The sequence below is a fragment of the Flammeovirga sp. OC4 genome, assembly GCF_000812565.1.
Classification (GTDB): Bacteria; Bacteroidota; Bacteroidia; order Cytophagales; family Flammeovirgaceae; genus Flammeovirga.
Genome location: NZ_JTAM01000005.1, coordinates 217,330 through 232,233, shown reverse-complemented (window position 1 = coordinate 232,233; position 14,904 = coordinate 217,330). Strand labels below are relative to the sequence as shown.

10 protein-coding genes and 1 pseudogene are annotated in these 14,904 nt (G+C 35.2%); 4 read left to right on the top strand and 7 right to left on the bottom strand.

The window, feature by feature from the left end:
- Positions 1 to 41 precede the first annotated feature (41 nt).
- Entirely contained in the window at positions 42 to 956 is a 915-nt protein-coding gene (locus tag PL77_RS06205; protein WP_082026422.1) for a family 16 glycosylhydrolase, read from the top strand.
- A gap of 179 nt (positions 957 to 1,135) precedes the next feature.
- On the opposite strand, the gene PL77_RS06200 is transcribed toward PL77_RS06205, so the two are convergent.
- The 7 genes and pseudogenes from PL77_RS06200 to PL77_RS06170 all read right to left on the bottom strand — a co-directional run bounded on the left by PL77_RS06200 (position 1,136) and on the right by PL77_RS06170 (position 10,481).
- Entirely contained in the window at positions 1,136 to 1,558 is a 423-nt protein-coding gene (locus tag PL77_RS06200) for a hypothetical protein (protein ID WP_044202995.1), read from the bottom strand.
- Positions 1,559 to 1,760: 202 nt separating this feature from the next.
- A complete protein-coding gene (locus tag PL77_RS06195) occupies positions 1,761 to 2,066 on the bottom strand; it encodes a Bor/Iss family lipoprotein (RefSeq protein ID WP_044202874.1) in 306 nt (101 codons plus the stop codon).
- 591 nt (positions 2,067 to 2,657) lie between these two features.
- Positions 2,658 to 5,864 (bottom strand): translation initiation factor IF-2, encoded by a 3,207-nt coding sequence (gene infB, locus PL77_RS06190; protein ID WP_044202872.1) that lies wholly within the window; start codon positions 5,862 to 5,864, stop codon positions 2,658 to 2,660.
- 695 nt (positions 5,865 to 6,559) lie between these two features.
- Positions 6,560 to 7,804, bottom strand: a pseudogene (nusA, locus tag PL77_RS06185) (transcription termination factor NusA); the annotation flags it as partial.
- A 43-nt stretch (positions 7,805 to 7,847) separates the two neighbouring features.
- Positions 7,848 to 8,315: a ribosome maturation factor RimP gene (rimP, locus tag PL77_RS06180; protein ID WP_044202870.1), complete on the bottom strand. Its 468-nt coding sequence runs from the start codon at positions 8,313 to 8,315 to the stop codon at positions 7,848 to 7,850.
- 244 nt (positions 8,316 to 8,559) lie between these two features.
- Positions 8,560 to 9,186, bottom strand: a complete 627-nt coding sequence (locus PL77_RS30310; RefSeq protein ID WP_082026419.1) for a cytochrome c — start codon at positions 9,184 to 9,186, stop codon at positions 8,560 to 8,562.
- 170 nt (positions 9,187 to 9,356) lie between these two features.
- Complete coding sequence (locus PL77_RS06170) at positions 9,357 to 10,481, bottom strand: FAD-binding oxidoreductase (protein WP_044202868.1); 1,125 nt, start codon at positions 10,479 to 10,481, stop codon at positions 9,357 to 9,359.
- A 288-nt stretch (positions 10,482 to 10,769) separates the two neighbouring features.
- Between PL77_RS06170 and PL77_RS06165 the strand changes: the two genes are divergently transcribed.
- From PL77_RS06165 to PL77_RS06155, 3 genes are all read left to right on the top strand, one after another.
- Positions 10,770 to 11,345 (top strand): TerD family protein, encoded by a 576-nt coding sequence (locus PL77_RS06165; protein ID WP_044202865.1) that lies wholly within the window; start codon positions 10,770 to 10,772, stop codon positions 11,343 to 11,345.
- A 174-nt stretch (positions 11,346 to 11,519) separates the two neighbouring features.
- Positions 11,520 to 12,728, top strand: coding sequence for an NAD(P)-dependent oxidoreductase (locus tag PL77_RS06160; RefSeq protein WP_044202863.1), 1,209 nt, complete (start codon positions 11,520 to 11,522; stop codon positions 12,726 to 12,728).
- Positions 12,729 to 13,043: 315 nt separating this feature from the next.
- On the top strand, positions 13,044 to 14,885 hold the full coding sequence (locus PL77_RS06155; RefSeq protein WP_044202860.1) for an OmpL47-type beta-barrel domain-containing protein: 1,842 nt from the start codon (positions 13,044 to 13,046) through the stop codon (positions 14,883 to 14,885).
- Positions 14,886 to 14,904: the final 19 nt, after the last annotated feature.

Sequence of the window (14,904 nt, the reverse complement as noted above, 5' to 3'; positions counted from 1 at the left end):
CGACATTATTACTTACATCTTTCTTCTTAATACATTTGAAAATGAATAGCATATTTACAAGCATACTCGTCAACAATTCTAGACAACGTGATAAAATACTAACAATATTGTTTCTTTCTTTTTTGATATCATGTGAAGTTAAAAAAGAGAAATCAGCAAAATTGGCAGACGACATAGATTATCAATTAGTATGGTCAGATGAGTTTGAATACGAAGGTTTACCTGATAGTGAGAAGTGGAGTTATGAGGTAGACGGAAATAAAAAAAAGTGGGGAAATCAAGAATTACAGTCTTATACGGCAAGTCGTCTTAAAAATACTGTGGTAAAGGATGGGAAATTGTATATAACTGCCATAAAAGAAGATTACAAAGATTCAATTAGCAATGAAACATTTGATTATACCTCAGCACGTTTAAGTTCCAAAGGGAAAGGAGATTGGAAGTACGGTAAATTTGTAATCAGAGCAAAGCTTCCTTCTGGAAAGGGGACATGGCCGGCAATTTGGATGTTGCCTTCTGTTTCTAAATTTGGTGATTGGCCCAAGAAAGGTTCAATTAATATTATGGAGCATGTTGGGCATGAAAAGGACTTTGTTTATGGTTCTGCACATACAGAAGCTTATAATCACGCAAAGGGAACTGAAAAAATGGTAGGAATTTATCTGTCAGATGCTGAAGAAGCATTTCATGATTATAAGTTGGAATGGAGCCCGGAAGGATATTCTATTTATGTAGATAATGAAAAGTATTTTCATTTTAGAAATGAACAGAAAACCTACAAAGAATGGCCTTTTGATGAGCACTTTTACATTCTGATGAACTTAGCGGTTGGAGGTTCGTGGGGTGCTATTGAGGGAGTTGATGAGAGTATATGGCCTCAACAATTAATCGTAGATTATGTACGTGTTTATCAGAAAGAAGAAGAGGTATTAACACAAGAATTCTCAAAAAACTAAGCTTAATGTGCTTGTTTAAATAGTTTAGATCTCATATTAAAATTAGGGTCGAAGTGGAAATACTTCGACCCATTTATTTATATACTATTTTGAATGTTAGCTAATTTACAAAGCTTTAAATAAACTAATGATAGTAGGACATAATGAAATTTGAGAACCTGTTAGTAGTTTATAAGCCTTTACACTAGCTCTTTTTCGAGTACATTAGCCCAGGCTTTCATGTAAGTGACAGCATCTTCTTTATTTCCTTTTTGAAGATATCTGAAACCTCCTGGAAGGGCACTTAACACTTTAGTGTTTGAAAGGTACTCTAAATGTGGTATATCTTGTACTTCAAGACCTGCATCAAGAAGTGTGTCAATCATATTGTCTACTGGCATACCACTTGCTGGGCAATAATCGTGAGCAAACTCACTCCATTCATCCAGTTTTTGCCTTTGAGCAGTTGAATAAATATCTTTGGAATTCATAGGAGTAATTGCCTGGACTAAATGTCCACAATTACATTTTCCTACATGTCCCCAATTATAATCTTTACCTGATGCAATATTAGAAGCAGCTTCTCTCAGTTTATTGATCAGTAGTAGGTTGGGTTTTGCCATATTGTTTTTTGATAAGGTGTGAAACATGAAGTACGCTAGTACTTGATAATGAAAGTGTATGTTCAATTAGATGGTTTTAATAATTTAATTTTTTTTGGGAGAATTCTTTATTTAATGGCTTTTCATGTAATATTCAACAAAAAAAGGGACTGTTATAACTAAATAGTATAACAATCCCTTTGCTGTAATAGCTCAGTACTAATTACTTCTTAGGAACATAGTAAGTAGTTGTAGTAGGTGTGTAAATACCAGCTGTAACACCTGTTACAAGTGCATTTACAAAGCTAGTACTAGTTTTCACTACGTAGTTTTCTTGACCTTCAGGAAGATGATCAGCAGGGTTTTGACGAGCGTTGCTCAATGGAACTAATCCAAAGATTACATGGTGAGTCCATACTTTCTCTTGTGTTTTCAAGTTAGAAGTTTTTACATCTCCCACAAGAAGTCTTGTGTTGTAACATGAAGTCAGTAATGTACCAAGTAATAGTGCTGAAATTAATTTTTTCATTGCTTTAATTTATTTATAGTTTAAAAAAAGTTTGTTCCTGATATCAAAATTATACAACTATTTAAGACTAAAAAAAATAATATATTACACTTTAGTCATTTCATTAAATAGTGCAATAAATACTTTATTTCATTTAATATAATAAAGAAGTTGATGATTTATTTACCACTTTTGACTTATTCAAAATCAATAATTTCGTTTGATAGATGAACTTGTCGGAGTTGGATTGTTATTATAATAGTTATATTTCGTTCATAGAATAGGCGAGAGGAATGGAATTTAGCTTTTGACTTCTAAATCTTGACATTTTTACTTCGTTTTTGTGTTAAGATAAAATGAAGAAATAAGTTTGAAAGTTAGGGACTATAAAATCTTGCAAAAAAATGGATTGAAGATAACGGGACCTTTGTTGACTGTATATAAAATAATCTTCTATTTGCTCGACGAAGATGTATAAGTAGTATGAATTACTTTACTTGATACAGTAGGTATAGAGAGTAGAGAGATGCTTGGAAATATATAAAATGAAAGAGGCTGATTTAAATGAATAAATCAGCCTCTTAATATTTAGAAGTTTAATTGCTTAAACTATTACTTCAATGTACGTTTAGTTTCTGTAATTTCGAATGCTTCAACAACGTCACCCACTTTGATATCGTTGTAGTTAGCAATACTCAAACCACACTCGTAACCGAATTTCACTTCGTTTACATCGTCTTTGAAACGTTTCAGTGCTCCAATTTCTCCACCTTCAGTACCTCCGTAGATAACAACACCTTCACGGATTAAGCGGATTTTAGAGTTACGCTTGATGTAACCATCTGTAACGTAACAACCGGCAACTGTACCCACTTTAGAGATTTTGAATACTTCACGAACTTCAACGTTACCCACGATTTTCTCTTCCATATCTGGCTCAAGAAGACCTTCCATAGCCGCTTTCACATCGTCAATAGCGTTATAGATTACTGAGTAATGACGAACTTCAATACCTTCGCTTTCAGCAAGCTTTCTAGCATTTGGAGTAGGACGAACTTGGAAACCAATGATCATCGTAGGGTTCTCCTTATCTGCAGCTGCTAATAAGATATCTGATTCAGTAAGGGCACCCACTCCTTTATGGATAATTCTTACTTCTACTTCATCGTTAGAAAGTTTCAGTAATGAATCTGATAATGCTTCCACTGAACCATCCACGTCACCTTTGATGATCAAGTTCAATTGTTGTAACTCACCTTGAGCAAGACGCTTGAATAGGTCTAGGTTAGGACGTTGAGAAGCTCTTAAGCTTTGCTCACGTGCTAATTGCTCACGCTTGTTCGCAATTTCTCTTGCTTCACGTTCTGTATCTAGTACATTCAGTTTATCACCTGCTTGAGGAGCACCTGAAAGACCTAATACCTGAACTGGTGTAGATGGGCCTGCTTCTTTCACTCTATGGCCTCTATGATCAAGCATTGCTTTCACTTTACCATAGTAACCACCGGCAAGCATTACATCACCTACTTTCATTGTACCTGCTTGAACAAGAACTGTCGCTAAATAACCACGTCCTTTATCAAGAGATGCTTCAACTACTGTACCTACAGCATTCTTGTTAGGGTTAGCTTTTAATTCTAATACTTCAGATTCAAGAAGTACACCTTCTAATAATTCGTCAATACCTTGACCGAATTTCGCTGAGATTTCAAAAGCTTGGTATTTACCACCCCAATCTTCAACAAGAATATTTAATGCTGAAAGTTGAGTTTTAATATTATCTACGTTCGCATTTGGCTTATCTACCTTGTTGATCGCGATTACGATCGGCACTTCAGCTGATAATGCGTGGTTGATTGCTTCTTTTGTTTGAGGCATTACCTGATCGTCGGCTGCTACTACGATAATAGCAACGTCGGTTACCTTGGCACCACGAGCACGCATGGCTGTAAAGGCTTCGTGACCTGGTGTATCAAGGAAGGCAATTTTCTTACCTGTCTTGGTAGTCACATCGTAAGCACCAATGTGCTGTGTGATACCACCTGCTTCACCATCAGCTACGTTTGCGTCACGGATGTAGTCAAGTAATGACGTTTTACCGTGGTCAACGTGACCCATGATTGTAACGATAGGCGCTCTTTCTTGTAAATCTTCAGGCTTATCTTCTTTCTCAAGAGGAGCATCAACTTCCTCTTCAGCTGAAGCAAATTTAGCCTCGAAGTTATATTCAGTTGTAATCAACTCGATTGTCTCTTTGTCAAGACGTTGGTTGATTGAGATGAACATACCATTATTCATACATGTCATGATGATATCACTTACTGGGATATCCATCATTGTTGCTAGCTCACTTGTAGAAATGAACTCAGTAACTGTAATGATATGCGATTCTGCTGCCTCTCTTTGTAAACGTGCTTCGTTTTCCGCTTCACGCTTATTCTTTTTGGCTTGTTTATGTTTACCACGAGTAGATTTGAATCCAGACTGATTAAGCTGTTGGTTCGCTTTCTTCATTCCAGATTGAATATCCTTCTCTGATAATTTACCTTTTTTCTTCTTGTTGTTTCCGCCTTTTCCGCCTTGTCCTCTTTGTGAAGTAGCGTCCGCATTACGGAAAGTCTTTTCTCCAGGCTTGTTACCACCTTGGCCTCCTTGGTTTCTGTTACCACCTTGTCCGCCTTGTCTGTTACCGCCTTGGCCTCCTTGGTTTCTGTTGCCACCTTGTCCGCCTTGTCTGTTACCGCCTTGGCCTCCTTGGTTTCTGTTACCACCTTGTCCGCCTTGTCTGTTACCGCCTTGGCCTTGACCTTGTTGTCTTCCTTGAGGATTTTCAGAGTTTCCTACAGGAACGCGTTTTCTCTTACGCTTTTTCTGAGGAGCTCCTTTATCATCTGATGAAGCTACTGGTTTCGGCTTTTTCTTACGGCGATTTTCAAATGACGAAAGATCGACTTTACCAACGACAGTAAGACCTTTTAATTCGTCGGCTTTTGCATTAATAGTAGAGTCAGTTACACCTGTTGAACTTTCAGTTGTTTGCTCTTGCTTTTCGCTTGCCGTTGCAGGCGTATTCGCTTTCTCAGCCTTCTGAGTCTGCGGAGGATTTTGTTCTTTTTTCTTCACTTCTTGCGTTGGTTGCTCAGATTTCTTCTCTGGAGCGTTTGTTGCGTCTTTAGAGGCTTTTTTAGGCTTGTTTTCAACAGGCTTTTTAACCTCAGGTTTAACTTCCTTCTTCACTTCCTTAGGCTTTTCTTCGGCCTTAGGAGGAGTAGGAGAGCTGGCTTCTTTTTTCTCTTCAACCTTTGGAGCAGGAGCAGGAGTTTCCTTTTTAGGAGCTTCTTGCTTTTTCTGTTCAGGTTTTGGAGTTTCTTGTTTTGGAGCCTCAGCTTTCTTTTTGTTTTCGTTGAGATCAATTTTCCCAACTACTTTAAGACCTGGGCGACCACTATATGTTTCAGGTTCAGCCTTTTTAGGTTGATCCTCTTTTTCACTTTTCTTATTTTCGGATGTAGCAGAATTCTTGATGATCAGGTGATCGTCTTCTTTCTCTTCAGTTTTTGGTCCTTTTTTCTTTTTAGACTCAATGACTGTATTTCCTACCTGTGACGATATAGAAATTTGAGATGCTTCTTCTTTTTCCTGCATTGATTTTGCATTCATTTTTTTTAGCATTTCAAATTGCTCAAGCGTAATCTTCCCATTTGGAGAAGGAGAATCGATTTCGATATTCTTCTTCTTCAGCTGCTCGATTATCGTTGAGTGTCCAACGTTTAATTTCTTGGCCGCCTGGCCGATTCTGATCATCTTTTGATCTGCCATATATTCCTTTTCGTAATACTAATTCAAATTATTGCTTCACAGCAATTCAATTTAAAGCCGAAGCTTTATTCTTTAAACTTTTCAGGTTTAAAGAAAAGGAGTGATTTCAATGACAACCCGAAATACATGAATACTCCTAAAGTGCAAAGATATAAGTTTGTTTTTTAAATCTTAAATTAAATTGCATATCAGTACTACCTTTTTGCACTTATTATTGGATTTCATTCCAAAAAGCCCCTAAAATGCAGTGATGTTCACAATTATTTGTAGAGATAAAAAACAATAAACATAACAAAGAGGGATTTATAGAATTCTAAATCCCTCTTTTTGTATTCTAAGTGAAGATCCTAAAACAGGGATTTCAATTATTTAGAAATTGCTTCAATTACTTCATCAACAGTTTCTTCCTCTAAGTCTGTTTTTTCAATTACAGCCTCTTTTGGAAGTGACAATACATCTTCTTTTGTAATAAGACCCACTTTTTTGAATTCTTCGATGATCCATTCTTCAATGTCATTTTTGAACTCATCTAAACTTGGGCTCTCACTAGCTTCTGCTTTATTTTGTGCAGCTGCATTGGTTACCTCTGCAATGTCTTCATCAAGAACATCGTCACTGTAATCCACTTCAAAATCTTCATCATCATCCATCGCATTATTGTTAGGTTGATTTTGAGGAGCCTGTTGTTGATCATCTTCAAACTCTTTTCTTAATGTATGCATGATCGCAAGAATCATTTCCTCTTCCAAGTCAGTTCTTCTTACTAGTTCATCCACTTCGTGATCCAATACCGCTTTAGCAGTATCCAATCCAATATTTTTAAGTTCAAGAAGCATCCAATCATCAAATACGTCATTGAATTCCATCAAATCAATATCGAAGTCTTCTACTTCGTGCTCTTGTAATTCTCTAAATACGTCGATCTCATATCCAACCAACATTGAAGCTAGCTTGATATTTTGACCACCTTTACCGATCGCTAAAGAAACTTGATCTTTTGGTAAAACTACCTCAACACGCTTCTCTTCCTCGTTTACTTTTACAGTATTGATATGTGCAGGGCTTAATGAACGTCTGATCATTAAGTCTAAGTTGTCAGTATAGTTAATTACGTCAATGTTCTCATTTTGTAATTCACGTACAATAGAGTGAATACGAGAACCTCTCATACCAACACATGCACCCACTGGATCAATACGATCGTCAAATGATTCAACAGAAACTTTAGCTCTTTCACCTGGCTCACGAACAATGTTTCTGATTGCGATCAAACCGTCAAAAATTTCAGGAACTTCTTGTTCGAATAAAAGGCGTAAGAATAAAGGTGAAGTACGCGAAAGAACAATCTTAGGGTTGTTGTTGTTCATTTCAACTCTGTCGATTACTGCACGAACGTGATCTCCTTTTCTGTAACGATCTTTAGAAATCATCTCGTTTCTTGGTAAAGAAAGCTCATTGTTGTCTTGGTCAATGATAATTAATTCTCTACCCAATGTTTGGTAAACTTCACCCATGATTAGTTCACCAACACGCTCTTTATATTGATCAAAAAGAACCTTCTTCTCAAGGTCTTTTACTTTCTGAATTAATGTTTGACGAGCAGTTTGTACCATTCTTCTACCAAAGAAATCAATCTCAACCGCTTCTGCTACTTCTTCATCTACCTCAAAGTCTTCCTCGATTTTTTTAGCATCAGTCAAGTGAATTTGAGTTTGGGCATCAAATTCTTCTGCATCATCAGCAACGATTTGACGGTAACGCCAAATTTCCAAATCACCTGCATCTACGTTGATAATTACATCAAATGTAGCGTCATCACCATATTGCTTACGAATCATTGTTTTGAATACGTCTTCCAAGATTTTGATCATTGTAGGACGGTCAATGCCTTTCATTTTGGCAAACTCCTTAAACGATTCGATTAGTTCCATGCTATTCATATCTGCAACTGTTTATTTTTTCGATTATGGTTGATATTAATTATTAAAATGATACTTCTACAACTGTACTTTTGATGTCGCTGAAAGGAATGATCATTTCTTTAATTTCAACTTTCTTTTTTCCTTTTTCTTTAATTTCAGCATCAATAGTGACCTCCTCGTCAGTAACAGCTTTTAGTTCACCTGTAAACTTTGTTTCGTTTCCTCTGGTGATTGTTACTTTTCTACCTACATTTTTGTTGTACTGTCTATGCAGTTCTAAAGGTTCGCCAACACCCGCCGATGTTACTTCAAAATTGTATTCATCTTTGATAAGATCTCTCTCATCAATTTCATGACCTACACTCCTTGAAATTTTTGTTACAGCTTCAATCGTTACTCCCTCATCGCCGTCCAAGATAATTAAAACTTTCATACGGCGGCCAGCTTTCACTTCTACTTTAACAACATATAAAGAATCATCTTCTAAATGTGTTTCAACGATCTCTTTGATTTGTCCACTTAAATCCATACAACTTTACTGTATAAAATTTTAAAATTTAGTTCAGCTCAAGAATATTAATATAATCTTCAACTTTTTAATATAGAATTAACTATTCACTAAAGCGTTAAAATCCAGCTCAATATAAATAAAATTCTAAAGGTCATCTAAAAAAAAGCAAACAAAAAAGGGAGCTAAATTCGCTCCCTTCTAGATGCTTTTTCGTGATGTTGTCACAAAGATACTTAATCGAAATTAAATTGCAATAGAATTTCTATTTTCTTAATGACTTCGCGTATTTCGTGATGGCCTTAAGTTCCTCATTTGAGATGTCTTTTTCACTAAATGAGAACATAATTCCTTTTCCATTTCTTACAAGATGCTCAATTTCAGCATCATTAAGCTTGCTTTCTGACAATTTTGGAGCATTACTTCTTTGAGCATCTCCGTCAATACCATGACATTGTGAACATTTCTTAGTGAATAAGTCCTTGCCTGATAAAACATTACCGTCTGCTGTTTGGATTGTCGTTGAACCTCCAGTCAATTGTTTCTTTGCTGAAGCTCTGTGCATTTCTGCCATACCATAGGCCATAACTAAACAGAATACCGAAAGTACCATCAAAATCTTATTGAATTTTTTGGTAGCGATAACTGCTAATGGAATAGAAGCAACAACTAAAGCAAATTTAATCGTTAAAGCCTTAGTATATAATGGAATAACATATAGTAAATATCCCCCTGTAGCTAAGAACAAGAATGAAATAATCATTTCAGGAACTTTGATTGCTTTAGCAAACTTTTCAAACTTATCTTTTCCTAAGAACATTAATACAGCCTTAATAAGATAAATCAATAAAAATAGGGATACGATTATTCTGTGCGTAAGAAGTAAATTCATGATTTATGATATGTTTTTTTGAAGTTTAGTAACCTATAATTTTTATGCGACGCAATATGCATCTAATTTTTGAAATATGCTTTCATTTTTGGTGACGAATATCACTGTTTTGTGTAAATACATTGTTTTTAATGCTTTAATAACAGGGATTGAAACCTTTTGTTTTTGAATCAATCTAAAAGAGAGTTGATTTCTTTTCCAACTTCTGAACCTATCGCAACTCCCATACCACCCATTCTTACACCTATGGCAATTCTATCCGAAAGTAATTTCACAATAGGTACTTTTTGATCTCCAAAGGCCATTATTCCTGCCCATGTCATACTTATTTGATGTGGAGTGTTGGGTAAGATGACTTCCTTTAAAAGAAGTTTTAGGTGACTAATAATCTGAGGGGAAGTCTTAATAGTTGTAGTCGTTTCTCCTTCATAATCTAGATTTCTACCTCCTCCAAGTAAAATTCTATTGCCAACATTTCTGAAGTAATAATATCCTCTGTCCATGTGGAATGTCCCTTTGATAGGTAAGTTTTTGATGGGGTTGGTCATTAATACTTGCCCTCTTCCTGGGGAAACCTCAAGTTGGGGTAATAGTTTTTTAGCATAGGCATTCACACAAATTGAAATTTTTTCAGCATAAAAATCTACCTTCTGAAATTGATTTTTACAATTGATAATCACCCTATCTCCATCATCAATAAAATCGATCACTTCTGTACCAGTAATGATTTCAATATCAATTGATCTCGCTAAATCGATCAAACCTTTCATCATTTTTCCGGTATGAATCTGCCCTTCAAACTGATTAAAAAGGAGATGTTTTACTGTTTGATGAGGAAAGCCAAAAGCTCCAATTTTTTCATCAGCAGGAGAGAAAACATTATCATTGAAGATCGGGTATAGCATTTTATTGATTTCCGAAGTTCTGTCTAGGTAGTCCTTTTGCTGATTGGTGATCAATTCATAACCTCCTAATGGTTGAAAGTCAAAAGCTTTATCACCTAGTCTATTTCTAAGTTTTTGGAGTCCTCTGTATCGGTTTTCAATTGTTTCTAATACTTTTGAAGAAGGTATACTTTCCAAATCATCACATATTTCTGTTAGGCTTCCAAAACAAGCAAAACCTGCATTTTTCGTGCTAGCACCTGAGGGGAGAATGCCTTTTTCGATAATCAGAACTTTTTCTTTTGGATGTGCTTCTTTGTACTCAATAGCAGCGGTTAGTCCGACAATGCCACTGCCTACTACAATGAAGTCATAGTTTACAAAACTTTCTTTTTCCCAATAGCTAATCATGTGTTTGTTGTCTTTGTGAGAATTGGTTATTTTGATTGAAATATTCTCGAGTAAGTAGCTGATCGTTATCAACTATAGATAATTTTGAACAGGTACTAATGAAGTTTAAAGTATTTCTTATGTACAAATTATAAAACTAAGTGCTAACTCAAAAAAGGGAATACCTCTTTCCTCAGTTTTAATTAAAAAAACTTCTTTTGCAGTGTAGTTCTCCACAAAACAGGAATTAGAATTTGTAAACAGTTAATTTCGTCTTTATACTTACTTTCAAATAACAGGAATCAACAAATGGCAACAAAAATTGTAAAAAAGGGGAAGGGAATTCGCCTGAAAGATGCAGCAGAGAAAAAACTCAGTAAAATTAAAATTGGTTTGGGTTGGGAAGTAAGAAAAGGAGGACAGCTGGATTTAGATGCATCAGTATTTATGTTAGGAGAGGATGGAAAACTTCCTAGTGACGAATATTTCGTGTTTTATAATAATCTAGAGTCACCTGATGGGATGGTAAGACATAGAGGTGATAATAGAACAGGCGATAGCCACGGAGATGATGAGGAAATTTTATTGAATTTACCCTACATTTCACCTGTAGTCAAGGAGTTGGTTTTTATTGTGAGTATTTATGATGCTAAAAGTAGAAGGCATAATTTCGGCAATTTAGATGAAGCTTATATTCGAGTTTTAAACTTAGAAACCCAAGTAGAAGTATTACACTATGACCTTGACGCAGATTTTGGAGACGATACCGAAGTAGAGTTTGCAAGGTTGAAAAGAGAAGATGATGGTTGGCGTTTTGTACCCACTGGCTATGGTACAAAAATAGGCCTGCAGGGTTATGTCGATAAATTTATTCCAGAATTGTAATCCATTTTACTTTTTGTTCATCATAATTTTTTTCTCATCTTCGCAAAAATGAGTGCAAAAGTGCTCAAAGTGACAATTTGAGGTGTTGACCATCTCTGTACTTGTTGTAATAATCCCTTAGAAACAAATTATTTACATACAGCCAAAATTTAATACATAGATCTAAAAAATAGCATGAAAGTAGGAATCATTAAAGAAGGAAAAGTACCTGAGGACAAAAGAGTGGCACTTACTCCAGCCCAATGTGAGGAAGTTTTAGAAAAATATCCTGACGTAGAGATTTACGTACAGAAAAGCCCCATCAGATGCTATACGGACCAAGAATACGAAGAGATGGGAATTGCTGTAGTAGATAATGTAGACGACTGCGATATTCTTTTAGGTATTAAAGAGGTTCCTATTCCAGAATTGGTTCCGAATAAAAAATATTTCTTTTTCTCTCACACCATCAAAAAACAACCTTACAATAGAGAGTTGTTGAGAGCAATCCTTAACAACAATATCGATATTGTAGATTATGAGGTTTTAGTAAGAGAAGATGGATCAAGAGTCATCGCATTTGGCCGTTTTGCAGGACTTGTTGGTGCTTATAATGGTTTGTTAGCGTATGGTAAACGCCATAACATTTATGATCTTAAACCTGCACATCTATGCCACGATTTGAATGAAATGTGGATTGAATGTAAAAAAGTAAAGCTACCGAACGATTTCAAGATTGCTTTAACGGGAAGTGGTCGTGTGTCAAATGGTGCCGTTGAAACTTTATTGGCAGCAGGTATTAAAAAAGTAAGTAGACAAGATTATTTGAATGAATCTTTTGAAGGACCTGTCTTTGTACAGTTGAGATCAAAAGATTACCATGAAAAAAAGGATGGAAGTGCTTTTGAAATTAAAGATTTCTTCGCTAATCCATCAGATTATAATTCAACATTTGGAGAATTTATTTCAGTATCAAATATGTTGGTGGCAGGTGCGTTCTGGCATCCTGATGCTCCTGTTTTATTTACAAAAGAAGATGCTCAAAAGGACGATTTTAAAATTGAAGTGATCGCAGATGTAACTTGTGATATTGAGGGGTCGATTCCTAGTACGAAAAGACCATCGACTATCGCTGATCCAATTTATGATTATAACCCATCTACAGGAAATGATGAGGCGGCATTTACAAGTTTGGATAATATTACTGTGATGGCGGTTGATAATTTACCAAATGAATTGCCAAGAGATGCTTCTGAAGCTTTTGGTCGTCAGATGATCGATAATGTATTAGAAGATCTTTTTACGACTCAACAAGGGGTAGTAGCAGGTGCAACAATTACTCATGATAAAAAGTTGACGGAGAAGTTCTCTTATTTACAAGATTACGTAGATGGTAAAGAATAGAGTATATTCTATATAAAGTGTGCTAATTTGCTCGCACTTATATTAGTATAATGAAAAAATGAGAGGGTCTGATTTTATAAAGATCGTCTCATTTTTTTATGTAAATGTAAAAAAAGATAAAAAAAATATTCATGTAATGTTTTTGGTGGGAATTAAGCTTTTTAGTTCGAAAATGTCATTTTTTTATGTATTAGAGTAGGTTTGAGGTTTTTGCTGATGTAAAGTATATCCAAAGGATAAGGTCTAATATGTAACCTTTTGCTATTTTATTAAGTAATATTAACCAACATTACAAAAACCTAATTTACCGAAATAATGAAAAATAAGATTCTTTTACTCTACATCTTGATACTGTTATTATCAATTCAATTTATATACCCTCAAACTCCTACCACATTAAATATTAATGAAGAAATTAAAGTTGAAGAAGATGCTCCTCAATTAATGGCATCAAATACAGCACCTCAGCGATTAGACCATCAAAAAAGTGTGTATATTGATCATTCAGGCACTTACGTCAATAAATCCTTACCATTATTTTTAAGTTTTTCAATTTCTAAAGATGCGAGTGCTGAGCATTACCAATTAAATGAATCAGAAGAAGTAAAGCCTAATGAAGCACTTTATTTAGATACAGAAGGTCCTAATTATATTCGATCAAAATGGGCAGTGGATCCAGAAACGAAAGAGTATATCTTACCCAAGAGAGAAGTGAAATATGAAGTAATAGCAGATAGCAAAGCTCCCGTTTCCAAAATTTCTTTTGATGGTACACGATTGCATGATAACGGTGTTGAGGCTTTTTACGGTAAAAACCTAATGATGCACATTGTGGCTGATGATACATATTCAGGCGTTAAGAATATCTATTATTCATTGGATGGAGAGAACTTTCACGAATATGAATATTCAGTAGCGTTGACAGAAGAAGGGCAACATATTATTTACTATTATTCGGCCGATAATGTAGGTAACCCTGAGGAAGTGCGTACCTCTACTTTCAAAATTGACTTGACATCTCCTAATTCTATGGCTCACTGGAAAGGCTTGGTATATAATGAAAATATTGTTTCACCTTATGCTACTGTGAGGTTGCAAAGTGAAGATGAAATGTCTGGTGTAGATCATATTGAATTCAGTTATGATAATAGTGCTTTTCAAGAATATACTTATCAGCCCATTACTTTGAAAGACCTAAAAGATGGAGAGCATGAAATTCATTATAAAGGATTTGATTTAGTAGATAATGAAGAAGTCGAGAAAACACTGACTTTTTATGTTGATAAAATTGCTCCTGAAATCTCACATACAATTATTGGTGATCAATATATGGACGATAATATTCGATATATCTCACCAAGGACTACTTTCAGTATAGCTTCTTCTGATAATAAAGCAGGAGTAAAACAAGTTTTATATAGTCCAAATGGAGGAGCAAATTATACGCCTTACACCGGGACAGCTTTTACGTTGAAAAATGAGTTAGGGGAGCACCATATTAGTTATAAAGCGTCTGATAATGTCAATAATATGACAGCTGTTAAGACTATTGAAGGGACGGAAATATTATTTATGGATAATGTACCTCCTTCCTCTTCATATGAATTTATTGGAGAACAATTTGAGCACCGAGATACGTTATTTGTTACCTCAAAGACGCAGGTGAAATTGACATCTTTAGACTCTCATTCTAAAGTGAAAGATACTTTTTTTGCTATAAATGGTGAAGCTGATAAAACTTATAGTGGAGCATTTACCGTTAATGAAGAAGGAGATCAAACTTTGACATTCCATGCTATAGATAATGTCAATAATGAAGAATCTGAAAATGAGGTGAAATTTTTCGTGGATAATGAAGGACCGGAGGTGCACGCCAACATGAGTATTGAACCTATCGGTAAACATGGAGAATTTGATATCTATCCGGCATTTACCAAAGTATATTTAGGAGCTACTGATACGCATGTTGGTACAAAAGAAATTAAGTATTCTATCAATGGTGGTCCAATGAATCTCTATTCAAGTGGTTCAAATTTAGATATCTCTGAAAAAGAACATTTGAAAAAGGATCAGCATTATGAGATAAAAGTAGTTGCTTATGATAATCTCGGAAATGAATCGATGAAAACGATAGAGTTTTATGTAGGGCAACATTAAAAAATAAGGGAAGAAGTTT